Origin of the sequence: Geovibrio ferrireducens (assembly GCF_026226615.1) — a bacterium.
Taxonomy (GTDB): Bacteria; Chrysiogenota; Deferribacteres; order Deferribacterales; family Geovibrionaceae; genus Geovibrio; species Geovibrio ferrireducens.
Map to the genome: position 1 here is coordinate 1 of NZ_JAJAPB010000012.1, position 22,291 is coordinate 22,291.

The following is a 22,291-nucleotide window of genomic DNA, read 5'->3' on the forward strand; positions in this document are numbered from 1 at the left end:
GTTGCTGACGCTCCTCGCAGTGACGTAAAACACGGTCATTGCGAACGAAGTGAAGGCAGGTTTATCCTGCCGCGAGTGTGTATCCGAAATTGTCAGGATGAGCAATTTCGGATTATCAATAAAGGAGGAAACTATGAAGAAGATTACACAGCTTTTTACTGCGGCGCTCCTCAGCCTCGTGATTTTCACGGGTGCGGCGCACGCAAAGGAAAGAGTGAAACTCGTTTATGTTGAATGGGCAAGAGAGGTTGCCATAACCCATGTGGCGGGAGTGCTGCTGGAAGAAATGGGGTATGATGTCCGCATAAGTTCAGTGGCAAATGCCGCTATGTGGGCTTCGGTAGCCGCGGGAGATTCGGATGCGCACCTTGCTGCATGGCTTCCCATGACCCACGCTGATCTTTATGCGAGATATAAGGATCAGATTGTGGATCTCGGCCCCAGCTATGTTGATGCGAAGCTCGGCTTCGTTGTGCCGGCGTATGTAACGATTAATTCCGTAACGGAAATGGGCGCGAACATAGATAAGTTTAAAGGCAAAATAATAGGAATCGATCCCGGAGCGGGAATGTCGCAGGCGGCTGAGGAAGCAATAGCAAAAAATACCTCCGGCCTGGGCAAGTTTCAGTATGTTTCAGGGAGCGATGCCATAATGGTGGCTTCCCTCGCAAACGCGGTTAAAAGGAAGGAGTGGATAGTTGTTCCCGGCTGGCAGCCGCACTGGATGTTCGGCGAGTGGGATCTCAAGATACTGGATGACCCTGACAAAATATTCGGCGGTGCGGAAACCATTAATACAATAGTGAGAAAAGGGCTCGATAAGGATATGCCTGAGGTCTATGCCTTTTTTAAGAACTTTGACTGGAAGCAGCTCGACCTCAGCAGTGCCATGGTCGATAACAAAAACGGCATGGAACCGGCAAAAAGCGCCGAAAAATTCGTAAAAGCCAACAGAACCAAAATAGACGAGTTATTGAAAGCAGTGAAATAAGGCAGCCGTTTTCAAAAATTTGGTTTCTTTGGAAAGAGTTTGAGAAAACCTTTCTTTTTCATTAAAGAAAGGTTTTCTCACTATTAACTTACTGGTGTAATTAGTTTTACAAATCTATTTTTTTAACTTCGGGATCAAGGAGGCTTATTATCTTGCCGAGATTCTGGAGGAGATCTCCCGTTTCCTGTTCCGTCACTTTAGTATTATCAAAAAAACAGTCGTGATCGAATATCTGGAGTGATTTTTCAGCGAAAATTTTACCCTCTTCCGTGAGGCGGAGGTGGATAGCTCTTCTGTCTTTTCCGGTTTTAACCCTCTGGACATAGTTTTTTATCTCAAGCCTGTCAATTATGCCGGTAATGGCGCTGTTGTTCAGGTTCAGTCTTCTGGTAAGCTCAGTGAGGTTAAGTTCGGGTTCTGCGCGGAGCTCGTTCAGACAGAGAAGCTGCGGAAGGGTGATGTGATACTTATTGCTGAGGTATTTTGAGTACTTGTCCAGATAGCGGGAGAGTTTTCTTATTTCGTTAATGATATTTACGGTGGTTTCGGTGTTCATCTCAAAAATACCTCGTTCAAATGGTGATGTTGTAAGATTTCCTGTTATAAAAGTCAACAGAATTAGGGTATGAGTGAACAAAGAGGGTGATTAGGGCTGTTTTGTCATTTTAAAACGTGACATTTTTGAGAGGTCGGGTTTTTCACGTCCGTTGAAATAGCCGCAGGCTGAGTAGTAGCGTATGTCCTCCAGCCAGAGGCGGAAAAACTCCCGGTCATTGGCGAAACGGCTTATGAGACCTGCCGGGTGAGCGAAAAATTCGGTAACAGGGCCGAAAAGGGTTGAGGGATCGCGGAAGCATTCCCAGTCGCAGCTGCGGCAGTTTGCCCTGAGGCCGAAGCCTTTTGCCTCGAAGTCCTCATATCTGCCCATGTCCTCCCCTTCACGGAAACCGCATGGGTGGGTGTGTCCGTTTTGTGAGTCGATGTAGAAGAAGTCTATTCCGCCGCGGCATCCGTAATCTGCCGTTTCGTCCCCTTTGTACTGCCTGAGCAGACTGAGGAGGGATGAGCGGGGAGTGAAAATCCGGAGGCGGGAGCGGTATTCGGGGATAGTTTCGAAGAGTGCGCTGAACAGTTCGATTTTTTCATCGGCGGTGAAGCGGACTATCCGGTCGGCCGATTCTGCCCTGTAGACTGTGTTTCCGTCCGCGCTCATGGGGTAACAGGCGTTTACTATGGTGAAGCCGAGATTTTCCGCAAATGTGTAGAACCGTCTGAATCCTTCCCTGAAGCTTTCACGGAAAGCCGCCTTTGATTCATCAGAAGCCAGTTCCGGGAGCTCGCCGGAGGATACATTTCTGTTTATGCCGAGGTTGGCGGAGGGGTATATGCCGTATTCGGCGAAGATGGGCAGCGCCTTCTCCATCCCCTTTATCACTCCCTTAAGCCCGCGCATCTCCTCGTGGAGTTCTGCGTTCCATGTGTCAAGGCTGAACCATATGGTGTAAAGCTTTGTGGAGGCTATCTTCTCCGCCATGCGTCTTATCTTGTCCGCGAAGTCCGGCTTGTCGTGCCCTGTGAGGAAGTAGGCGTTAGTGCCTGTGCGGATGAATTTTATTCCGTTTGATGATGCCCGGTTTATGCAGCTTATCAGCGAGCCAGTGTGGAGGAAAGGTTCCCCGCCGGTGAAGGAGACTGCGCTTACGCCGTTCTCCGCCGCGCGGTCTATCATTGTAAAGAGCCGTTCATCGTTCAGACGGTGGCGTTCAAACTTTTCCTGAGCGCGCATTCCGCACTGGGGGCACTTCGCGTTGCAGCTGTCGGTAAGCTGGATTACTGCCTGTCCCGGTGCTCTGCCCTTAAGCAATGTTCCTGTATTTTTCAGAAAATCATTTATTCCAAGAGACATCAGGCTACCGAGGCGGAAATTTCCCTGAGCACGCTTCCGCTTTTCTCCGGTGTGTTTTCCGCTTTATTTTTGGCGAAGATGTCACGCAGAACCTTATCCCAGTTGAAAACGGACATAACCCTTGTCCTTGCCGCTTCGGAGAATCCGGCATATTCCGCAGGCTTTGATGCAGCGAGCTCTATCATGCGGGAGGTTTTGTGCAGCCAGTCTTCCATGTTATTAGCGTAGGCAACCAGTCCGGTTTCCTTATCCGCTATTATCTCCTTGGGGCCGCCTTCGTCAGAGACGATTGCCGGAACGCCGCATGCCTGCGCCTCAAGCACCACCATGCCGAAGGTGTCCGTTGTGCTGGGGAAGAGGAAAAGATCCGCCTTTGCATAAACCTCAGGCATCCGCGCATGCTCTATTTCGTTCATGATCAGGACGTTTGTCATCCCTTTTGTTTTGTTTTTCACTTCATCAAGGTAAGGCCCGTCCCCTGCCATTATCAGCCTGAGGTTTGAGTATTTCCCGTTAAGTCTGCCGAACAGTTCCAGCAGGAAATCGAGGTTTTTGTCTCTGGAAATTCTCCCGGCGTATGCGAGGGTGAAGAAGCCGCTCTCATCCTTTTTCATGGGGCAGAAGAGCCTTGCGTCTATCCCTCTGTGGAAAACGCTCATCTTGTGACGTGCCATCCCCCGTTCGGAAAGCAGGCTCATGTATTCCGCGGAGGTGGTTTTAAGCTCAGTCACGGAGTCAAAGAACCAGCGGGTATATGTTTCCACCAGCACCTTGAGCGAATCGTTTGAGGTTATTTCGTAAACCTCCTTGGTGAAATCCGTGTGGTATATGCCGGAGCTTTTCACATTCAGCAGTCTTGAGGCGAGGAGCCCGGTGAGCCCCACAGGACCGGGGGTTGATATATATACCTCGTCAGGGTCAAAGGCGTATATGTCTTCCAGTGCCTTGAGCACTGACGGGATTTTGACTGTAAGTTTTTCATAGTACGGCATAGTAAATGAATGTATGGGCTGTAAGTTGACATAGTTCGGCGGGAGGCGGTGGTCTATCTCGTCTTCATTAAGGCAGGAGACTATTTTAAGGTCATACCCCTGCTCATGGGCAAGTCTGCCTATGGTACGGAGAGTTACGGAAACGCCGTTGAGGTCGGTTATTGTGTCCGTGAACCAGAGTATCTTCTTTTTTGTTCTTGTGGAACGGACTGAGAAGCGCTGCTCTATCTCATCCACGAGGTGACGATCCTTATACATATGGCCGAATGAGGTGAAGAAAGGCACACTGAGGAATATGCCCGGAAGTGATGAGGTGATGCTGCGCACCAGCTCCTCCGGCCTGTAATTCTTCGCATCTCCGGTTATGCCTGAGAGAGCCATCTTTGTGTATTCATCCGCTATGTCGGTTGCTTTGCTGTAAACCACTGAGAGCTTGCGGTTTATACTGCCGTCGGTCAGTCCGCGGACATCCTCAATGAGTTCCGTCACGAGGCGTTTCACCCTGCTTCCGTCCGCTGATTTGCGCATTTTCATGCTTTTCAGCTTAAGGCGCTCAAGGAGAGTGGGCTTTTTGTCCTCGAAGATATACGAGGTTATGTTGTTGAAAAGCCCCTCTGCACCTGCCATGTTTTTATGGTTTCTGGTGAAGTCGTAAGCGATTTTGTACACTGTGAAAGCCAGTGAGTGAAAGCTGCTGTAGTTGCCTGAGTGCCTTGTCTGCTTGGTTCTTATTTTTTCCAGAAAGTCCTGAGGCGTTGCTGCCTTTGTTATGGTGTATGTGTTGCCGAGGAACAGACCCGCATGGTCGTCAGAGCCTCCGGTGAAGCCCTTGATCCACGGGCATGTGCCGAAGGATTTAATTTTATGCTTGGCGGTGAGGTCTTCTATTTTATCAGGAGAGAGCCCCTCCAGCGCATTCACCCATGTCATGTTGTGGAGCTTGCCCCGCCCGCCGTTTATCCCTTCGAAAACATCAAAGAGGAGAACCAGCTTTTCCAGATGCTCAATATTGAGCCTGTTGTTGACGGAGTATGTGGCGTGGGCTACTGAGTAGGCGAGGTTTTGTTCCTTTATGTAGTCACGGAAGTCGTAAATATCGCGCCGTATCTTCTGTATCACGGCGAACTGGCTTTCGTTCAGCCCGTAGACAAGGCAGTGTATCTTGCAGCCGTCCTCCGGGAAATAGACTGTGGATTCCACCCCTGTGAAGGTGTCTTCCGGGTATTTTTCATTGAGTATGAGGGATGCGTCCAGCTTATTGTGGTCTGTGACGGTTACAAAGTCCATCCCTCTTTCTTTCATTGTGCGGTATATGTATTCGGGTTCGGTGTATGATTCGGCGGAGCCGAGCCTCTGCAAAAACCATTCTGTGGGGTGGTTTGAAAATTTGGAGTGACAGTGCAAATCTGCTTTTGCCATTTGTTCTCTCCTATGTATTGTCATCTGTTTGCTAATGTTTTCTATAAGCCTCCCTTGTCAGTTTTATGTCGCGGCAGTGTAAAACAAATGTCAGGTTAATTTGATTTGAAGAATTTTTCACAACAGACGCAATAATCCCTGACAACAAAATAATATCCTCCTGACATAAGAAAACACACGGAGTGGCAGAATGAACGCTGTTAAAAAGGGAAAAATCAGAAAAGCCGCGGATTTTCTTCAGGAACTTTCAAAAAAGTTCAGGTTCCGCCTGAGAACCTACAGACCGAATGTCACAATTAATTTGGATTCACGCAAATATCTTGTTAAAACTGTGGAAAACGGGGACGAGCTCAGCGATGTTCTCCGCCTCCGCCACGAGGTATTCTACCGCGAACTGCTGGAAAAAAAGCGCTTCCGCGGGAAAGATGTGGACAAATATGACTTTCAGTTCGACCACCTTGCGGTTATCGACAAAGAGGCGGGGCAGATAATAGGCACATACAGGCTGAACAGCTCTCTTTTCAGCGATAAGTTCTACTCATGCTCTGAGTTTAAAATGGAGAACATAACCGCCCTGCCCGGTATAAAACTGGAACTGGGCAGAGCATGCATACACCCAGACTACCGCAGCGGAGCGACAATCGCCGCTCTCTGGAAAGGCTTGGGCACATACATAAGCGAAACCTCCACGGACTGCCTTTTCGGCTGTTCATCAGTCAAAACAACGGATAATCTCACCATCGCCCTTGTGCATTACTACCTTGAGAAAAACTTCCTCGCTCCGGAGGAGCTGAGAGCCATGCCCAAGGCAAAGTTCCGCACGGACAGATACCACAAGATGCTTGAGATGATTCAGGAAAAGCGCTTCGCACCGTTCCGCGAGGCGGCGGAGAACCTTGTGCCGCCGCTTATGCTCTCATATTTTAAGGCGGGCGGGGTCATCTGCGGCGAACCTGCCTATGATAAGGCTTTCAAGTGCTATGACTACCTCACCTATCTGGATATAAAAACCATGGATGAATCATTCAGAAAGAAATTTACGGAGAAGAAAAATGAGGAAGTTTGCTGTTAAGTTCCTCATATACCTGTATATAATCACCGGCAAGGCGGTCAGCGCATTTGTGAGGGATGAAATCCGGAAACGGAGAATGCGCATATGGCTGACATCCTTCTTCTGCCGCATAGGACTGAGGCCGCTGGGTATAAGCACTGCTTTCAGCGGCGGAGATGTCCTGAAAAAGGCGGGCGGCTGCCTTGTTGTGTGCAACCATATGTCTTATCTGGATATTATCATAATGGCCTCCATGCGGCCGTTTGTCTTCGTTTCCTCTGTGGATATGCATGAGAAGCCGTTTGTTGGGATGATGGCGGAATTGGGCGGAACATATTTTGTGGAGCGGCGCAACGCCTCCCGGCTCAGGGAGGAGATAAAAGAACTGGCGGCACTTATGAAGGAAGGCTTTGCAGTGATGCTTTTTCCTGAAGGCACAAGTACGGACGGTTCAAGAGTGCTCCCTTTTCGCGCGCCGTTCATGGAATCCGCCAGAAAAGCGGGTGTTCCTGTGTATCCGGCATGCCTTAAGTACGAAAGCATAGACGGTAAGCCTTTCGGCGAGGGCAACAGGGATCTGGTATGCTGGTACGGGGATATGGAGTTTGAGCCTCATTTTGAGGGGCTGTTCTCCGTGGAAAGGGTTGAGGCATCGGTAAGGATTATGGAACCGGCGGATGCTTCCCACGCGGACAGAAAAGAGCTGGGAGACTATCTGTTCTCAGAGGTTGCAGCAGCCTATCACACCTGATAGGGCGCGTTCAGAGGCAGGCATATTTCAAAGACAGTGCCTTTTCCCTCTTCACTGGAGCAGGTTATGCTGCCGCCGTGCTGTTTTATAATACCGTAAACGATAGAGAGGCCAAGCCCTGTGCCCTTTCCTGGGTCTTTTGTGGTGTAAAAGGGGTCGAATATCCTGTTGCGGACATCGGCGGACATTCCGCAGCCTGTGTCCTCAAACAGAATACAGGCGAAATCAGCCTCACCGCACTCTTTAACGTATGATGTTATTGTGAGTGTGCCGCCGTCAGGCATGGCATCTTTTGCGTTGGAGGCAAGGTTCATCAGCACCTGCTCAAGCTGTATGTAGTCCGCCATTACCGGCATATGGTCTTCCGAAAGATGCAGGACGACCTTTATGTTTTCATCAACTATTTTCTCAATAAGATCAGTGTATTCCCGCAGAAGAATGTTCATGTCGAGACATTCCGGGTGATTAGGCTGTTTGCGGCCGAAGGTGAGAAGGCCGTTCGTGAGCTTCGCCGCTCTGGTGACGGCCTTCATTATGTGCACTGCGTACTCATGCTCCGGCGATTTTTCATCCAGCTTTTTCTGAAGCCTGTTCGCGAAGCCCCCTATGACGAGGATGATGTTTTTAAGGTCATGGGCGAAGCTTCCCGCCATTTCGCCTATGATGTTCAGCCTCTGGGCGTGGCGCACCTGTTCCTCAAGGATTTTTTTATCGGTTATGTCCTCCTTGAGGCCTATGTAGTTCACTATTTCACCGCTCTGATCCTTAACCGGAAAAATGATGGCCGATTCCCAGTACAGTTCGCCGCTTTTTTTCTTGTTGCAGAACTCGCCCTTCCAGATTTTGCCGCCCGCTATTGCCGCCCAGAGATCCACAAAGACTTTCGGGTCCATTTTGTCAGACTTGAGGATTCTGGGGTTCTGACCGATTACCTCATCCGCAGAGTACCCGGTGAACTTTTCAAAGACCGGGTTGACGTATTCTATCCCGCCTTCCCTGTCGGTTATCACGACTGAGACAGTGCTGTGCTCTATGGCATTTTTCAGCAGGTTAAGCTGTTTTATGGTGCGTATTTTTTCTGTTATGTCGCGCACTATGGAGACTATGTATCTGTGCTTGCCCATGGAAAAGGTGTGGCAGCTTATGCGCACAGGGAGCAGAGCGCCGGATTTGCACTTAATAAGAGCCTCGATGTGCGCGTGCCCTGTTTTAATGAGGGTTGCGGAGGCTTCCTCAATATCAAACTTGCCGCAGGGGTGGTTCAGGAGCTCCGGGCTGAGGTTCAGCAGTTCCTCCTGAGTGTAGCCCAGCTTCTCGCAGGCAGTTTTGTTAACTTCCACAAACCTGCCGCTGAATGCTTGTTCCTCCGGCATTTCATGGACAAAGATTGCGTCTGATGTATTGTTGAAAAGCACCCCGAATTTTTCTATGAGATCCCTGTTGCCGGATTCCGCCATGAGCATCCTGCTTCTGGCGGCGATAATGCTCATACAGGCGGCAGCCTCAAGAGCTATCTCTTTCAGAAGGTTTATTTCATCCGCGCTGAAACCGTTTTTCTCCCTGCTGAGAACATTGAACACGGCGGTGACTTTGCCATCTGTTTTCACAGGCAGGGAGCAGAAGGAATGAAGCCCGCTTGCCATGGTTTTATACTGCCAGAAGGAGAAGTCCTCCATCAGGGAGATGTCGTTAACGGTTATTGCCTCCCCTTTGATAACAGCTTCGCCAATGGGGCCGCAGGAGGGGTCATCGCAGCATATGCAGATTTCGTGGGGGTTTATGTAGCCTTCATATTCTCCGGCGTATGAGGTGGGGATTATGCGTTTGTCGGCGAACTCCACTATGAAGCCCGCCCATGAGACACTGTAGCCCAGAACATCCACGGAAAGACGGCAGAGGGCATCCAGCAGCTCGCCCTCATCACAGGCGCCTGCAGTTACCCGGCTGAACTGGCGGTAGAATCCGGCAGCCTTCACGCTCAGTAAATTGGTTTTGTCCGCGGGGGATGGCTTAATGCTCATAACAGACAGTATTTTCGGGGATAGCGGCCCCGTTTGCAAGCTATTTCACGTCAAAGTTGAAAAAAGTCTTCGGGAAAGGCTCTTTTTCCAGAGTGTAGTGCCACCACTCTTTTTCATAGTTCACAAAACCGTATTTTTTCATCAGATCGCGCAGGAGCATTCTGTTGGAAAGCTGCTTCTCCGTTATCGCCTCATTCTCTGTGGCGGAAAGGGGGCTGAAGCAGTCAAAGCCTGTGCCCATGTCTATGCTGTTGTCGCCGAAGCGGTTCTCAGCACTGTTTTCGCAGCTTCTCTGCTTAATGTGGGGTATATATTCCTCCTGCTCCGGCGCTTCATACGGGATTATGGTGAGATCCACCGTGCTCCCTCTTGAATGACCCGATTTTGAAGCGATAAAGCCCTTCTTAAACAGGGTGTCCTTTGGTTCGTTGGGGTAAAATTCGGCCTTTGTTTTTGTATCCTTCGCATCCTTTGACCAGCGCACAAAGTGATCCACAGCCTTCTGCGGTCTGTAGCAGTCATAAACCTTGAGAGAGTAGCCTATCAGTTCAAGATCCTGCTGCACCTTGTCCAGAGCCTCTGCAGCCTGACGGGTGAGTATACATACGGGGGAGACATAGCCGTCAACCCTTGTTCCCACAAAGTTATGGGATGAGTGGTAGCGTATCTCCTGTACAACGGAGGAATTAACATCGGAGAGATAAACAAACCCCTTGGGGAGTTCCGCATAAGCCTGTGAAACCAGAGCAAAAACAAAAAGAGCCGTAAAAAGTTTTTTCATATACTGCTACCTCCCCGCTGCGGCATGCGCACGTATCTTTAAAGTATTTCCCATAAAGGCATTATATGTCAACCCATTTGCCTTGTGACGGTTTATCCGCATAGGTTCAATAATTTGACTGTATACGGATGAGTTTTTACTGTATTATTTGTATGTAAAGGTTATGCGCTTGGTACGAGGTTCGGGGTTGGTTCGCAAGTCTATCGCGGTTTTATTGCTTCTTATTGATATTGCTGGCTGTATCTTTCTCTACGGCAAGCTTCAGGAATCCCGCGGGAGCGCCCTTGAGAATGCGTCCTCCGCTTTGAAAAGCGAATATGAGCGCTCTCTCTCCATGTATTCCCGCCATGTGGACGAGGTTTACCAGTCCATAGTCAATATCCCCGGTCTCACGGAGGCAGTTGCCGAGGCGTGGCTGCATCCTGAAATGCGGGATGCGATGCGTGAGGACACGGTTCAGAAAACATCCGTTATTTATAATACAGTCAAAAGGCTTGGTTATACCAAGATTCAGTTCCATTTTCCCGATACAGTCAGTTTTCTCCGTCTGCACGAACGGCAGCTTTACGGGGATGTTCTCGGCGATAAAAGATACTCCGTCTACATAGCGAATCTGAAAAACGGGTTCATCGAAGGGCTTGAAATGGGCAGGAGCGGGAATGCCTTCCGTTTTGTTTACCCCCTTTCCCACGGAGGCGCACATGTGGGGACTCTTGAAATAAGTCTTGATGTGAAGGGCTTCATCACAGGGATGCTGGAAAGCTACGGAAACTACTACTCCATGGGTGTAAAAAAGGAAGTGGCGGAGAAGAAGCTTTTTGCGGATTTTCTTAAGGACTGTACAAAGTCCTCCTTCTCTGAGGGCTATATTACCGAGGCGGGTCTCTCCGGTTATGATTTTGAGCTCTCTCAGGATATTATGCCTGCTGAGGCCTTTGCGCTGATAAACTCCAAACTCCGTGCGGAAACTGCGGGGCGTCTGGCGGCTCATGAAGCTTTCTCTGTTTTTCATAAGGCTCAGGGGATCGGGGTGATAGTCTCGTTTCTCCCTATAAAAAGCATTTCCGGAGACTATGAAACCTATCTGGTGCGCTATACCATAGACAGGGAGTTTGATGCGGCCTACATGCGGTTTGTTAAGCAGGCTGCCTCTTTCAATGCCTGTGTGCTGCTTTTGCTCCTTGTTCTTCTTGTAATGGATTCCAACAGGCACAAAGTTGTGCTGGCAAACAGCGAGCTTGAAGAAAAGATAAAGGAGCAGGAAGAGTTTGAGAGGGAACTGAAAAAAGCAAAAGAGGAGGCGGAAGTGGCCAGCATGTCCAAGGATGTGTTCCTTGCGAACATGAGCCACGAGATAAGGACTCCCATGAACGGCATAATAGGCATGAACAGCCTTCTTCTGAATACAAAGCTCAGTGACGAGCAGAGGGAATACGCCGAGACTGTGGCCTCCTCCGCCGAGGCGCTGCTGGTGGTGATAAACGATATACTGGACTTCACAAAGATAGAGGCTGGCCAGCTTGAGCTTGAATATCTGGATTTCTCTGTCAGGGAGGTTGTGGAGAACAGTGTGGATTCCATAGCCTACAAGGCCTTCCAGAAAGATCTGGATATAGCCTTCAATATAGATGAGAAAATACCCCGCCTCCTTGCGGGTGACCCGTGGAGGCTCAGGCAGATTCTGCTTAACATAATAGGCAACGCTGTCAAGTTCACCCATGAAGGTGCAGTGTCCATAGAGGTAAACCTCCAGAAGGAGACCTCCGGCTATGTTAAGCTGTTTTTCAGGGTCAGGGACACAGGCATAGGCGTGCCTGAAAACAGGATGAGCAACCTCTTTGATTCCTTCTCGCAGGCGGATCTTTCCATGTCCAGAAAATACGGCGGAACAGGTCTCGGACTTGCCATCGCCAAACGCCTCACTGAGATGATGGGCGGAGAAATAGGCTGTAAAAGCCGCGTGGGTGAAGGCTCCGAGTTCTGGTTCTCCGCAGTTTTTGAGCGTGTTGCGGCGGCTGATGTGCGTAAGGAAGCGGACAGAAGGCTGGATAAACGCAGAGTGCTGATTGTTGATTCCAACGAGTTTGCCGCCCGCGCCGGAGCGGACATGCTGAAAACTCTGGGCATTAATGCCGAAAAGGCGTGCAGTTTCAGGGAAGCCTCGGATCAGATACATAAATCCGCAGCGGGCAACAAGCCGTTTGAGGTCGTCCTGATCGCTGATGCTCTCATTAAGAAGAGCGAGGCTGAGTTTGACGCTGTGATGAAGGAGATAAAGCACTACCCCGGTACTAAGACCGTGCTTGTCTACCCCATGGGGCAGCATGTGTCTGCCGATTATCTTACGGAAAAAGGATTCAACGGCAGGATATTCAAGCCGCTTAAAACAAACCACCTCAGAAAGTGCCTTCTGGAGCTTTTCGGTTTTGAAGCCGAGAATGACTCTCCCCACGGCATGAACGGCAGCAGCTTTATTCCCAGCGTCACAGAGGTGAGAAATAAAAAGATTCTTCTCGCTGAGGACAACATAGTGAACCAGAAACTGGCGGTAACTATTTTTGAGCGGCTGGGCTATAAGGTTACAGCGGCGGAAAACGGGTTTAAGGCTCTGGAAGCCCTGCGGAATGATGATTATGATATAGTTTTCATGGATATACAGATGCCTGTGATGAACGGCATAGAGGCGGTGCAGGCTATCAGAAGCGGTGAAAGCGGTGTCCGCAGACCAGATATTCCCGTTGTGGCTATGACAGCCCATGCCCTTAAGGGAGACAGGGAAAAGTTTATCAGCACCGGAATGAATGATTACCTTTCCAAACCCTTCCGGTATGAGGAGCTTGTGGCCATTCTGAATAAATTTCTCTACAGCTCGGACGCTGCCGATGTTTCGGCGGAACGCATAAGCGGAACCTTCAGTCCGGATGAACTGATGTCCATCATGGGCGAACGGGAGTACTTCACCGAGGTTCTGGAAATATTCACTCACGACACAGAGAAGCAGCTGGACGAACTCAGGCGCGCCATAGCGGAAGCAAGCCCGTGGCGGGTGGCTGATTTAGCGGTTTATCTCCGCTCCTCCGCAGGCGATCTCACCGCATACGGTCTTGAAAGCATAGCCGCAAGGATGGAAAAATGTGCCAATGCTGAGGATATGACCGGGGCAGAGGAATGTTACAACGCCTTTGTGAAAGAGTTTTATGAGTTTAAAAAAGAAGCTTCGGTCTATACCGGGAAATAAACGGGCAGTTTCCTTTAATTTATTTTTAAATTTATTTTGCAATAATGATATTTTTTATCAGATCCCATGACGATTTGTGCTATTATTAACAATGTAGAAAAAACGTGTGATTAAATGGAGGCGTTCAATGCGCAGTATTCGGGTATTATTTTTGTGTGCGGTACTTTCGGTATTCTTTATTATCGGCTGCAACAGCGGCAGCAGCTCATCTTCTCCGTCTTCGCAGAAGGGTGTTTTTACGGATGCGCCTGTTCAGGGGCTTGCTTATTCTGCTGTTCCCAGCGGTCTTTCAGGTTTTACTAATGAAAAGGGTGAGTTCGATTTCCGCGAAGGGGACAATGTAACTTTCAGAATCGGCAATCTGGTTTTAGGTTCAGTAAAAGCAACGGCATTTGTTACTCCCTTCGACATCGCATCTTACAGTGAGGCGGTGGATATAGCGCGCCTTCTTCAGAGTGTGGGCAGTGTGAGCGGCGGTGTGATAGTGCTTGGCTCCCAGAGCGAGGCGGCTGTGAACGGAATAGTAAGCGGCGGGATGGACCTCCGGGATGCTCTGGATGCACTTGAAACAGGCAACGTAATAACCAAGTCCGCAGAGGATGCCCTTGAGCATATGAACACCCGCTCCATCTACGGTGCATACAACGGTTACACTGCTCTTCGCTGCGAGCCCGCAGGTTATAAATCGGTTGACTCCGTTATGGTTTTTGATAAAGGAAAAACCTTCGCATTCAATGTCGGCGGTTATGAACCTTTAAATCTTCCGGATTCCGTTTCATCACCTTCTGTAGCTCTGAGGAGATCTGTCGGGGTTTACAGCGGCAAAAGAACCTCTCAGGACTCTTTCAGGTTTACCAGTCTCATGGGCGAATCAGATCTTATTTATAAAATTTCTGCGAATTCCACTGAGGTTTTCAGCACAAGCATATCATCACCTGATAAAACATGTAGCGGAACAGGCTTCATGGTGAGAATAGCTGATGCGAAAAACGGCGAGACATGCCCTGTTATGCCTGAAGATGCCGGAAATGTTGAATACGATATAAATATTGTGTCTACAAATGTTTACGGCGAGGATGACTATGAAAACATCCCCAGCTATATTGAGCTTGATATGAGCTTAAGCGGCTGCAGCATAACTGCAGTGGGCCGTTTCATGGTATATGATGAATCGTTGAGTGAGTGGGTAGCTGCTTATGAGAAGAATTTCAAAGGGTATGCGGATATGAGCAAGCAAGGCATATTCATGTCAGAGGATAGTGACAACGGAAGCTATTCTGTTTTCATGATTGCTGTAAATAGTGATTACACGTACCGCTCTGCTGCGTCTGCACCCATGGCAAAAGTTGATCCGTTAACCGGCTACTATTTTGAGTATGCTGAGGATGAGGAAACAGGCGAACCCCAGTGGTCGCTGTATTCAGTTAACATGGGCTACAAATAAATTTCATTTATCACTATACAAACAGGAGTTTACCATCAGTCAGGGGCGGGGTTCTTTAACCCCGCCTTTTCTTTTGGTTGACAGCTATTTGTCTAAAAGATTAAAAAAGTCTTAATTAACCCTTGCCTGAATCAGGAAACTTCATATCTTGTTAGATAAATACAAGTCGGGAGGTTTCCGATGAATGCAGTGAATTCAGCTCCTCTCACCCCAAGTCAGGAAAACTACCTTGAGTGGGTTTACAGGTTTTCAGAAAACGGGGATGTAAGAGTCAGCGATATAGCAAAAAAACTGGGTGTGAGCCTTCCCAGCGTAAGCAGGGCAGTGAGCACCTTGGCTAAAATGGGGCTTCTGACACATGAATCCTATGGAAAAATAGGCATGACCGAAGAAGGAAAAACCATAGGCAAATCAATAGTAAGACGGGATAAATGCCTCACAAAGCTCCTCGTGGATATACTGGGAATGGAACCGGAAGACGCGGATCCGGAGGTGCACAGGCTTGAACATCTTATAAGCGGAAGAGTTCTTCCAAGGCTTGAGATTCTGGTTCACTACGCAGTGTCAGATCCGTCATGGCTTGAAGGGCTCCATAGGAAGATTGATGCCGGATTTGAAAACAGAGAAGAAGTTTACCAGTTCGGCATCGGAGAGACCCCGATTCACAAAGGGGCTGTAACCGAAAAACGCAATAAATGACGGCTTGATAACGCAAACCCGAACATCGTGTCGGGTTTGCGTACACGCTCGCGGCGGGATAAACCCGCCTTCGCTCCGCACGGCGCATCCCCATCCTTGGGGATGTATGCATAAATCCTCCCCTGCCCACCTTTGCGAAAGGAGGGTGTCCTGCTTTCATCGGAAAATAACTTCCCCCTTTGATAAAGGGGGAGCGAGGGGGATTTTCAGATACGCATAAGTCAGTTAATGTTTCCTGAAAAAAAAGGATGGGTCTTTATATATACTGCTTCCTGATATTTGTTAAACATTCCAGAATGTAGTGCCCTGATCGTCTATAATGCCGAAGAGTGCCCTTTCCTCTGCTATGGTGAGTCCGGTACGCTCTATACAGCAGCTTTTTGATACTACCTGTTCTTCGATAAAGAGGGGTATGCTCATGTGGAGAGCAAGGGCTACTCCATCGGACGGGCGGCAGTCAACTGTTTTTGAGGTTCCTTCGGTGTTGATGTTTAGCTTGGCGGTGAAAATTCCTTTTTCAACATTGTCTATTATTACATTTTCAACATAAACATCCTCCAGAACGCCCAGAATTCCGCCTATGAACTGGTGTGTCATGGGCCTGGGGCTGGGGATCCGGTTGAGCTCCTGATATATGGCTTCCGCTTCAAAGGTTCCTATTGTTATCGGAATGAGGTATTGACCGCATATTGTTTCGAGCATCATCACGTAGCGCGATGTTATGGGTTCCTTGATTACGCATTTAACTCCCGCTTCAAACATAAAGCGCTGACCTCCGGAATATGCATGTGGGTGACACTTTAAAAATACACGCATGCATTCAAACTTCAATAGGAAATGATCCTCAGGCACAGGCCTGAATCAGGTTAAACAGCTTTTAGAGGAAAATACGGCGGAAAGCTATGAAAAGCGCTCCGCCGTTTGTTTATCAGTTAGCTGATAATTTATTGATAATGTTTTTAAGATCTTTCTCAGGAATAGAGCCGACTATTATGTCCACAAGCTTTCCGTCCGGGGCATAAATAATGCTGGTGGGGATTGTGCTTATGCCGAACTCCATGCTGAGGGACTGGTCAGCCATATAAACAGGGTAGTTTACGCCGAACTCGCTTATATACTTGGCGAGATCTTTTTTATCCGCATCCGTGGAGAGGGCAACTATGGAAAAACGCTCTTTTTCTTCACCGTAAACTTTAACAAAGTCAGGCGTTTCACCTCTGCATGGCGGACACCATGAGGCAAAAAAGTTTACCAGAAGCACCTTGCCCTGATGCTCCTCCTTTATGCGCGCCATTGCGCCGGACTTAAGAGTTTCGATTGAGTCCACTGAGACGGAGTTTTCGCTTCCCCCCGTTTCCTGTCTGCTGCATGCGGCAAATACCATTAACAGTGCCGCGAAAAGCAATACTTTGATTTTCATTAATTCTGCTCCCTTTGTGCCCCTTGCGGGTCAAAGTTCAATAATATTCAAATAATACGATTTTTCAACTTTAAAAATGTTCACCCGATATACTTTTTAATTTCATCGGCAAACTCTCTGTGTTTTATTCCAAGCTCCGTGAAGGCGAATGTTTCGCTGCAGGTATTTCCTTCTTTCAGCATTATAAACTGATCACGGGTGATGGGAAAGAAGGAGAAACCGCCCAGAAGCGATACTGCAAGGCTTATGACTGCCTCAGGCACGGGGAGCAGAATTATGCTGCGGTTCATTGCCTTTGAAATTTCCCGCAGAAGTTCCTTGTAAGTGTAAACCCTGTTGCCGCACAGGTGGTAAGTTTTGCCCGCGGCAGTGCTGCTGAAGACCGCCTCGGTGAAGGCTTCCGCCACTTCGTAAACGCTCACCGGCTGCATTGGGTATGAGCCGTCGCCGAAGTAAGTGAAGACCGGAGTCTTTTTCATATAGCCTGCCAGCATGGAGATGAAGGAATCCCCCCTGCCGTATATAAGTGACGGGCGGAATATTGTGAAGTCCAGCCCGCTGTTTTTGATGTATTCCTCTGCCATGTACTTTGTTTTATGATAGCCGGATACTGCGTTCTTCCGTGTTCCGTTGGCAGACATATGGATAAGGCGGCTTATGCCCGCTTCTTTTGCCGCATCCGTTATATTTTTTGCTGCAACATAGTGCATGTTCTCAAAAGTTATGCCCTTTTCGGGAAATTCCCGGATTATTCCGACAAGATTTATTACGGCATCAACATCTTTCAGGGCATCTTTAAAGGTTTCCGGCCGGAGTATATCACCCTGCACGGCTTCCGCCTCTCTGTGCGGGGTTTTGCTTCTTACCAGCGCCTTTACATGGACGCCCTTTTCGATCAGCCTGCATATAACGTATGAACCGACAAAGCCTGTTCCGCCTGTTACGAAAACTTTTTTCATGGGATTTCTCCTTAAATAAGTTTCTGAGCCTTCATGCTTAAAAAAGATGTATCTGTAACTATGATATGATCCAGAAGCTTTATATCAAGGGTTTCAAGCGCTTTTGATATGCGCTCTGTGATGTTCAGATCCTCCTCGGAGGGGATCAGCGAACCGGAAGGATGGTTGTGTGCGATAATCACGTATGAGGCCTTCCGCCTGAGTGCCAGTTCGGCTATCTCTCTGGGGTAGACTGCGGTTCTGTCCACCGTGCCGGAGGAGACCACCTCATAGCTTATCAGCCGCTTGTTTTTGTCCACAAACAGGCTTACAAAGTTCTCCTTGTCTGAAATGCCTATGAGCATCCGCAGAAATTTGAAGATAATGGAGCCTGAGTCCAGAACAAGGGGCTCAAATTTAAGATTTCCGTGTTCCATGCGTACATAGAACTCACGGAGAATATTGAAGAAAAGCTGAACCTCATCCCCTGCCCCGCTGATGGCAGTGAGATCCGTTCTGAAAACTTTACGCAGGCTTTCCGTTTTATCAATTATATCCTTTGCAAGGATTTTGACATCTCTGCGGGGAATGATATAGGAAAGGACAAGCTCCATGATCTCATAGTCATGCAGGGCGGATGGGCCGCTTCTGAACTTTTCCTTAAGCCTTTGTCTGTGTCCTTTTTTATGATCTTCCATGGAGAAGAAGCATATCATCTGACAATGCGGGTGTAAATAGCTGTCCGGCCGATAATGCAGAACAGGGCGGAACTATTTGCGGCGGAAGCTTGTCTTGATTTTTAGCTGTAAATACATATTATGCAGTTGAGGTGAATCGTATGTTTGGATTCGGAATGTCTGAAGTACTGTTGATTCTTGTAATAGCGCTATTGGTTGTCGGCCCCGGAAAACTGCCGGAGCTGGCTAAAACGCTGGGGAAAGGATACGCTCAGTTTAAACGCTCGCTGAACGACCTTAAATCCGCCGTGAATATAGATGATCTTGACATCGCCCCTAACAAGACGGTCAAAGATGCATACAGGGATCACTGGGAAAAGAAAAAGCAGAGCACAGAGAGCGCAGCGGAAGCATCCGCCGAAGCTAAAGCGGAAACGGCTCAGACCGCTAAAGAGGAAACATCTGACACTGCGGAAGTGAAAGGGAAGGAAACAAATGGCTAAGGACAAAAATCAGGGTGTGGAATCCCAGATTCCGTTGATGGAGCATCTGGAAGAACTGAGAAAGAGAGTTATATATATCCTGATAATAGTCATATCCGTGTTCTGCGTGTGTTACTGGCAGAGCCAGTTCTTCATGGACTTTGTGGCTAAGCCCCTTGTGGATGTGATGCCTGAGAAATCAAGCATGGCAATGCTGAAAATAACCGAAGGCTTCTTTATGGAGCTTAAGCTCTGTTTTATGGCGGCTCTCTTTTTCAGTATGCCCTTTATTTTCTTTCATATCTGGAAGTTCATAGCTCCGGGGCTTTATGTTCATGAGAAAAAATATGTGCTGGGCTTTGTAGTCAGCGCTTCGCTGCTGTTTTTCCTCGGTTCTGCCTTCGCCTACTACTTTGTGTTCCCTTTCGGGTTTAAATTCTTCCTTAAGTATGCGCAGGGTTATGTAATCGCCAATCTCTCCATAGAGTGGTATCTGAGCTTTGTCACCAAAATGGTGCTGGGCTTCGGCATAGTTTTCGAGCTTCCGGTGTTTACGTTCTTCCTCGCTAAGATGGGGCTTGTCACAGCGGATATGATGCGTAAATACAGAAGATATTCCATTCTGGGTATTTTCATTGTTGCGGCGGTAATGACCCCTCCTGATGTTTTTTCACAGATGATGATGGCCGGCCCTCTTCTGGTTCTTTATGAACTGAGCATTTTTATTGCTGTGATTTTCGGCCGTAAAAGAGAAATAACGGAAGACGAGATATATGAATAGCACAGTACAGGACCGTTTCGGACGCGAGGTGCGCTACCTGCGTATCTCCGTTACGGACAGATGCAATTTCAGATGCAAGTACTGCATGCCCAGTGATGAGTTTAAGCACCTTGAGCATTCCAGTATTCTGCGTTTTGAGGATATGCTTTTCGTTACTGAGGTTTTTGCCTCCCTCGGCGTACATAAGGTGCGTGTTACAGGCGGGGAGCCTTTGGTTCGCAAAGGTGTGACCGATTTTCTGCGTGAACTGCACAAGATAGAAGGCATAGACGAAGTAACCCTCACCACCAACGGCGCGCTTCTGGGTAAGTATGCGGAAGAGATTGCCGCCTCAGGTGTTAAAAGGATCAACGTGAGCCTTGATTCCCTTAAGGCTGAGAAATATAAGGAAATTACCGGAGGTTTCGACATTCAGAAACTTATGGAGAGTATTTTCCTTGCAAAAAAAGCAGGTCTGCGCCCTGTTAAAACCAACAGTGTGCTTATACGCGGGTTTAACGACTGCGAAATATACGATTTCTGCGAATTTGCAGCCCGTGCCGACATAGTTGTCAGGTTCATAGAGTTCATGCCCATAGGCAACTCCTGTGAATGGAAAAAAGAGAACATAATGTACGGTGCGGAGATTCTGGATCTCATCTCCAAGAGATATAAGGTAACCCCTGTGGGCAGAGACAAAAACGCAGGCCCGGCAAAAAATTATCAGCTCTCAAACGGAGCAACCATAGGCATTATAACCCCCATCTCAAACCACTTCTGCTCCGAATGCGACAAGCTGAGGCTGACCGCGGACGGCAAAATCCGCCCCTGTCTGCTGACTGATAAGGAAACGGATATAGTGGATGCCGTGAGGAGCAGGGACAAGGATGCTCTCAGAGCGGCTATCATGGACGCTTTGGGTAAAAAGGACGAAGAGCACCATATAGTGGCGGACAGCAGAAATGAAAGATTCAAACGCACAATGTCAAAAATCGGCGGATAAGCTGAATATCCTCTGCGGACAAAGCACATATGAGCTTCAGACGGACTTTCCCGTTGATCTCCTCGGTGCTTCCGGAGATTATGCGCTCCTTGATGACGAAGGGATTCAGGGGGCACTGGATGAGTGCGTCTATTCGGAGTCATACTCTGACTGTGTGGAGAGAGCGGAAAAGATCCTCTTCATCCTTCCGGACATAACCCGCAAAAGCGGGCTGGAGCGGTTTTTTCCGTCCATGCTCGCAGAGGCGGAAAAACACGGAAAAGCTGTCAGCATAATCTTTGCCGTTGGCACTCACAGAGCAGTTACGGAGGATGAGAAAAAGAAAATCCTCGGTGACGCTATCTACTCAAAATATAAGGACAGGCTTTTCGACCACGACTGTGAAGACCTGACCGCCCACGCCTTCTACGGTATTACAAAATCAAAGACCCCCGTTTTTATCAATAAAATCTACCTTGAGCACGACCTCATAGTTTCCATAGGCTCCGTGAGCCATCATTATTTCGCAGGCTACGGCGGCGGCAGGAAACTTATTTTCCCCGGAATAGCAGCCAAAAAGTCCATACTGCGCAACCATATGCTTGCTCTGGACGCTTCCGGCGGCAGAAGACACCCGCTTGCAAAGGCCGGTGAGCTTAACCATAACCCTGTCCACCGCGACATAGTGGACGCGCTTATGATAAGCCGCTCAGGGCGTAACTTCTTCTCTGTCAACACTGTTCTGGATGAAGAGGGGCGGCTTCTTGATATGGTATGCGGTGATCTCTTCATGGCGCATCACAAGGCCTGCGAGGTTCTGGACAGCAGGTTCCGCATAACACCTGCCAGAAAATACCGTTCGCTCATAGTTTCCTGCGGGGGCTTCCCGAAGGACATAAACATGGTTCAGGCTCAGAAATCACTGGACAGGGCTGCTCCAGTTGCGGAGGAAGGGGCGGATATATTTTTCTTCGCGGAATGCGCAGACGGCAGCGGGAACTCATTCTTCCGTGATTTCTTCGACCTGCCGTCCTCAAAGGCGATGCTTGAAAGCCTCCTGACGGACTATCAGATAAACCGCCAGACCGCATACAACCTGAGAACTCTTACGGAGCGCTTCAACGTTTATCTCTACAGCAGTTTCAGCGAAGCGGAATGCGCGCGGATGGGCTTTAAAAAGCTTCATTCCCCTTCTGATATGCTTCCCCTTCTCAGACAGGGGGAGACAGCCTTCATACCATCGGCCTACTCATTCCTTTTCGGCTGATAACTCAGTCTGATCAAAAATTTGTATAATCTGTGCGGTTTCCCTTTCATTTTTGCGCAAAACTGCTGATTATATTACAGCAGAGCTGTATCTGCCTTTATTTCGGTGGAAAACCGCTGAGCTATGAAATATAATTTAAACGGAAAGCACTCTTTCCGCGCAGTTTCTGCAGGAGTTTCTTATGAAAAAATCCCTGATTGCGGCGCTCGCCGTTCTTTTTATTACTTTAAGTGTTCATGCGGCAAACCCAATGCTTATCGAAGGTGTATTCAGCGGATATAACAAAGAGACAATAAATGTGGGTGACAGGGCGTTCACCTATGGCTCTGAACTGCGTGTTGTGAGGCAGTTTTACAAAAGCGGGGCATACTATGAGGAATATTCCTCGCTCCGGGACATCCGCAGAGGTGCTGAGGTTGTTGTAACCGCTTACGGCAGCTACGCGGTTCATATTCTGATAAAAGGTGACTGA

Annotated in this window: 20 protein-coding genes; 11 read left to right on the forward strand and 9 right to left on the reverse strand. The window is 48.5% G+C overall.

Annotated features, from left to right (window positions below):
* Positions 1-133: 133 nt before the first annotated feature.
* Complete coding sequence (locus tag OSQ85_RS11310) at positions 134-991, forward strand: glycine betaine ABC transporter substrate-binding protein (RefSeq protein ID WP_265823179.1); 858 nt, start codon at positions 134-136, stop codon at positions 989-991.
* A gap of 106 nt (positions 992-1,097) precedes the next feature.
* Here the strand turns inward: OSQ85_RS11310 and OSQ85_RS11315 are convergent, their stop codons facing one another.
* From OSQ85_RS11315 to OSQ85_RS11325, 3 genes are all read right to left on the reverse strand, one after another.
* Positions 1,098-1,547: a MarR family winged helix-turn-helix transcriptional regulator gene (locus OSQ85_RS11315; protein ID WP_265823180.1), complete on the reverse strand. Its 450-nt coding sequence runs from the start codon at positions 1,545-1,547 to the stop codon at positions 1,098-1,100.
* A 90-nt stretch (positions 1,548-1,637) separates the two neighbouring features.
* A complete protein-coding gene (locus tag OSQ85_RS11320) occupies positions 1,638-2,897 on the reverse strand; it encodes a radical SAM protein (RefSeq protein WP_265823181.1) in 1,260 nt (419 codons plus the stop codon).
* Positions 2,897-5,308, reverse strand: coding sequence for a glycosyltransferase (locus OSQ85_RS11325; protein WP_265823183.1), 2,412 nt, complete (start codon positions 5,306-5,308; stop codon positions 2,897-2,899). Before OSQ85_RS11325 ends, OSQ85_RS11320 begins: the two co-directional genes overlap by 1 nt.
* A 190-nt stretch (positions 5,309-5,498) precedes the next feature.
* Here OSQ85_RS11325 and OSQ85_RS11330 point away from each other — a divergent pair, with 190 nt between their 5' ends.
* Both OSQ85_RS11330 and OSQ85_RS11335 read left to right on the forward strand, forming a co-directional pair.
* The gene (locus OSQ85_RS11330; RefSeq protein WP_265823184.1) at positions 5,499-6,380 is read left to right on the forward strand and encodes a GNAT family N-acetyltransferase; all 882 of its coding nucleotides are present in this window, start codon (positions 5,499-5,501) and stop codon (positions 6,378-6,380) included.
* Positions 6,361-7,110 carry a lysophospholipid acyltransferase family protein gene (locus tag OSQ85_RS11335; RefSeq protein ID WP_265823185.1) on the forward strand — a complete coding sequence of 250 codons (750 nt, stop codon included), beginning with the start codon at positions 6,361-6,363 and terminating at the stop codon, positions 7,108-7,110. The genes OSQ85_RS11330 and OSQ85_RS11335 overlap by 20 nt, the downstream gene beginning before the upstream one ends.
* Here OSQ85_RS11335 and OSQ85_RS11340 read toward each other — a convergent pair.
* Positions 7,101-9,131 carry a PAS domain S-box protein gene (locus OSQ85_RS11340; RefSeq protein ID WP_265823187.1) on the reverse strand — a complete coding sequence of 677 codons (2,031 nt, stop codon included), beginning with the start codon at positions 9,129-9,131 and terminating at the stop codon, positions 7,101-7,103. The two genes, OSQ85_RS11335 and OSQ85_RS11340, sit on opposite strands and share 10 nt — an antisense overlap.
* Before the next feature lie 40 nt (positions 9,132-9,171).
* Positions 9,172-9,912 carry a M15 family metallopeptidase gene (locus OSQ85_RS11345; protein ID WP_265823189.1) on the reverse strand — a complete coding sequence of 247 codons (741 nt, stop codon included), beginning with the start codon at positions 9,910-9,912 and terminating at the stop codon, positions 9,172-9,174.
* A gap of 214 nt (positions 9,913-10,126) precedes the next feature.
* On the opposite strand from OSQ85_RS11345, the gene OSQ85_RS11350 reads away from it, so the two are divergent.
* From OSQ85_RS11350 to OSQ85_RS11360, 3 genes are all read left to right on the forward strand, one after another.
* Positions 10,127-13,150, forward strand: coding sequence for a hybrid sensor histidine kinase/response regulator (locus tag OSQ85_RS11350; protein WP_265823191.1), 3,024 nt, complete (start codon positions 10,127-10,129; stop codon positions 13,148-13,150).
* A gap of 127 nt (positions 13,151-13,277) precedes the next feature.
* Positions 13,278-14,594, forward strand: coding sequence for a hypothetical protein (locus tag OSQ85_RS11355; RefSeq protein WP_265823193.1), 1,317 nt, complete (start codon positions 13,278-13,280; stop codon positions 14,592-14,594).
* A gap of 180 nt (positions 14,595-14,774) precedes the next feature.
* Positions 14,775-15,293 carry a metal-dependent transcriptional regulator gene (locus OSQ85_RS11360; RefSeq protein WP_265823195.1) on the forward strand — a complete coding sequence of 173 codons (519 nt, stop codon included), beginning with the start codon at positions 14,775-14,777 and terminating at the stop codon, positions 15,291-15,293.
* A gap of 282 nt (positions 15,294-15,575) precedes the next feature.
* Here the strand turns inward: OSQ85_RS11360 and OSQ85_RS11365 are convergent, their stop codons facing one another.
* The 4 genes from OSQ85_RS11365 to OSQ85_RS11380 all read right to left on the reverse strand — a co-directional run bounded on the left by OSQ85_RS11365 (position 15,576) and on the right by OSQ85_RS11380 (position 18,367).
* The gene (locus OSQ85_RS11365; protein WP_265823197.1) at positions 15,576-16,055 is read right to left on the reverse strand and encodes a bifunctional nuclease family protein; all 480 of its coding nucleotides are present in this window, start codon (positions 16,053-16,055) and stop codon (positions 15,576-15,578) included.
* Positions 16,056-16,221: 166 nt separating this feature from the next.
* Positions 16,222-16,713: a TlpA family protein disulfide reductase gene (locus OSQ85_RS11370; RefSeq protein ID WP_265823199.1), complete on the reverse strand. Its 492-nt coding sequence runs from the start codon at positions 16,711-16,713 to the stop codon at positions 16,222-16,224.
* Between the two features lie 80 nt (positions 16,714-16,793).
* The gene (locus OSQ85_RS11375; protein WP_265823201.1) at positions 16,794-17,672 is read right to left on the reverse strand and encodes a complex I NDUFA9 subunit family protein; all 879 of its coding nucleotides are present in this window, start codon (positions 17,670-17,672) and stop codon (positions 16,794-16,796) included.
* An 11-nt stretch (positions 17,673-17,683) separates the two neighbouring features.
* Positions 17,684-18,367, reverse strand: coding sequence for a JAB domain-containing protein (locus OSQ85_RS11380; RefSeq protein ID WP_265823203.1), 684 nt, complete (start codon positions 18,365-18,367; stop codon positions 17,684-17,686).
* A 137-nt stretch (positions 18,368-18,504) separates the two neighbouring features.
* Between OSQ85_RS11380 and OSQ85_RS11385 the strand changes: the two genes are divergently transcribed.
* The 5 genes from OSQ85_RS11385 (at position 18,505) to OSQ85_RS11405 (ending at position 22,291) form a co-directional block, all read left to right on the forward strand.
* Positions 18,505-18,831, forward strand: coding sequence for a twin-arginine translocase TatA/TatE family subunit (locus OSQ85_RS11385; RefSeq protein WP_265823205.1), 327 nt, complete (start codon positions 18,505-18,507; stop codon positions 18,829-18,831).
* On the forward strand, positions 18,824-19,591 hold the full coding sequence (tatC, locus tag OSQ85_RS11390; protein WP_265823207.1) for a twin-arginine translocase subunit TatC: 768 nt from the start codon (positions 18,824-18,826) through the stop codon (positions 19,589-19,591). The genes OSQ85_RS11385 and tatC overlap by 8 nt, the downstream gene beginning before the upstream one ends.
* Entirely contained in the window at positions 19,584-20,573 is a 990-nt protein-coding gene (moaA, locus tag OSQ85_RS11395) for a GTP 3',8-cyclase MoaA (RefSeq protein WP_265823209.1), read from the forward strand. Before tatC ends, moaA begins: the two co-directional genes overlap by 8 nt.
* A complete protein-coding gene (locus OSQ85_RS11400) occupies positions 20,533-21,819 on the forward strand; it encodes a nickel-dependent lactate racemase family protein (RefSeq protein WP_265823211.1) in 1,287 nt (428 codons plus the stop codon). Before moaA ends, OSQ85_RS11400 begins: the two co-directional genes overlap by 41 nt.
* A 181-nt stretch (positions 21,820-22,000) precedes the next feature.
* Entirely contained in the window at positions 22,001-22,291 is a 291-nt protein-coding gene (locus tag OSQ85_RS11405; RefSeq protein WP_265823213.1) for a hypothetical protein, read from the forward strand.

Coding starts and splice junctions, on each gene's coding strand:
- tatC (WP_265823207.1), top strand. CDS start 18,824: ATGGCTAAGGACAAAAATCAGGGTGTGGAATCCCAGATTCCGTTGATG.
- OSQ85_RS11330 (WP_265823184.1), top strand. CDS start 5,499: ATGAACGCTGTTAAAAAGGGAAAAATCAGAAAAGCCGCGGATTTTCTT.
- OSQ85_RS11385 (WP_265823205.1), top strand. CDS start 18,505: ATGTCTGAAGTACTGTTGATTCTTGTAATAGCGCTATTGGTTGTCGGC.
- OSQ85_RS11365 (WP_265823197.1), bottom strand. CDS start 16,055: ATGTTTGAAGCGGGAGTTAAATGCGTAATCAAGGAACCCATAACATCG.
- moaA (WP_265823209.1), top strand. CDS start 19,584: ATGAATAGCACAGTACAGGACCGTTTCGGACGCGAGGTGCGCTACCTG.
- OSQ85_RS11355 (WP_265823193.1), top strand. CDS start 13,278: ATGCGCAGTATTCGGGTATTATTTTTGTGTGCGGTACTTTCGGTATTC.
- OSQ85_RS11370 (WP_265823199.1), bottom strand. CDS start 16,713: ATGAAAATCAAAGTATTGCTTTTCGCGGCACTGTTAATGGTATTTGCC.
- OSQ85_RS11360 (WP_265823195.1), top strand. CDS start 14,775: ATGAATGCAGTGAATTCAGCTCCTCTCACCCCAAGTCAGGAAAACTAC.
- OSQ85_RS11320 (WP_265823181.1), bottom strand. CDS start 2,897: ATGTCTCTTGGAATAAATGATTTTCTGAAAAATACAGGAACATTGCTT.
- OSQ85_RS11335 (WP_265823185.1), top strand. CDS start 6,361: ATGAGGAAGTTTGCTGTTAAGTTCCTCATATACCTGTATATAATCACC.
- OSQ85_RS11405 (WP_265823213.1), top strand. CDS start 22,001: ATGAAAAAATCCCTGATTGCGGCGCTCGCCGTTCTTTTTATTACTTTA.
- OSQ85_RS11325 (WP_265823183.1), bottom strand. CDS start 5,308: ATGGCAAAAGCAGATTTGCACTGTCACTCCAAATTTTCAAACCACCCC.
- OSQ85_RS11340 (WP_265823187.1), bottom strand. CDS start 9,131: ATGAGCATTAAGCCATCCCCCGCGGACAAAACCAATTTACTGAGCGTG.
- OSQ85_RS11310 (WP_265823179.1), top strand. CDS start 134: ATGAAGAAGATTACACAGCTTTTTACTGCGGCGCTCCTCAGCCTCGTG.
- OSQ85_RS11400 (WP_265823211.1), top strand. CDS start 20,533: ATGAAAGATTCAAACGCACAATGTCAAAAATCGGCGGATAAGCTGAAT.
- OSQ85_RS11315 (WP_265823180.1), bottom strand. CDS start 1,547: ATGAACACCGAAACCACCGTAAATATCATTAACGAAATAAGAAAACTC.
- OSQ85_RS11345 (WP_265823189.1), bottom strand. CDS start 9,912: ATGAAAAAACTTTTTACGGCTCTTTTTGTTTTTGCTCTGGTTTCACAG.
- OSQ85_RS11380 (WP_265823203.1), bottom strand. CDS start 18,367: ATGATATGCTTCTTCTCCATGGAAGATCATAAAAAAGGACACAGACAA.
- OSQ85_RS11375 (WP_265823201.1), bottom strand. CDS start 17,672: ATGAAAAAAGTTTTCGTAACAGGCGGAACAGGCTTTGTCGGTTCATAC.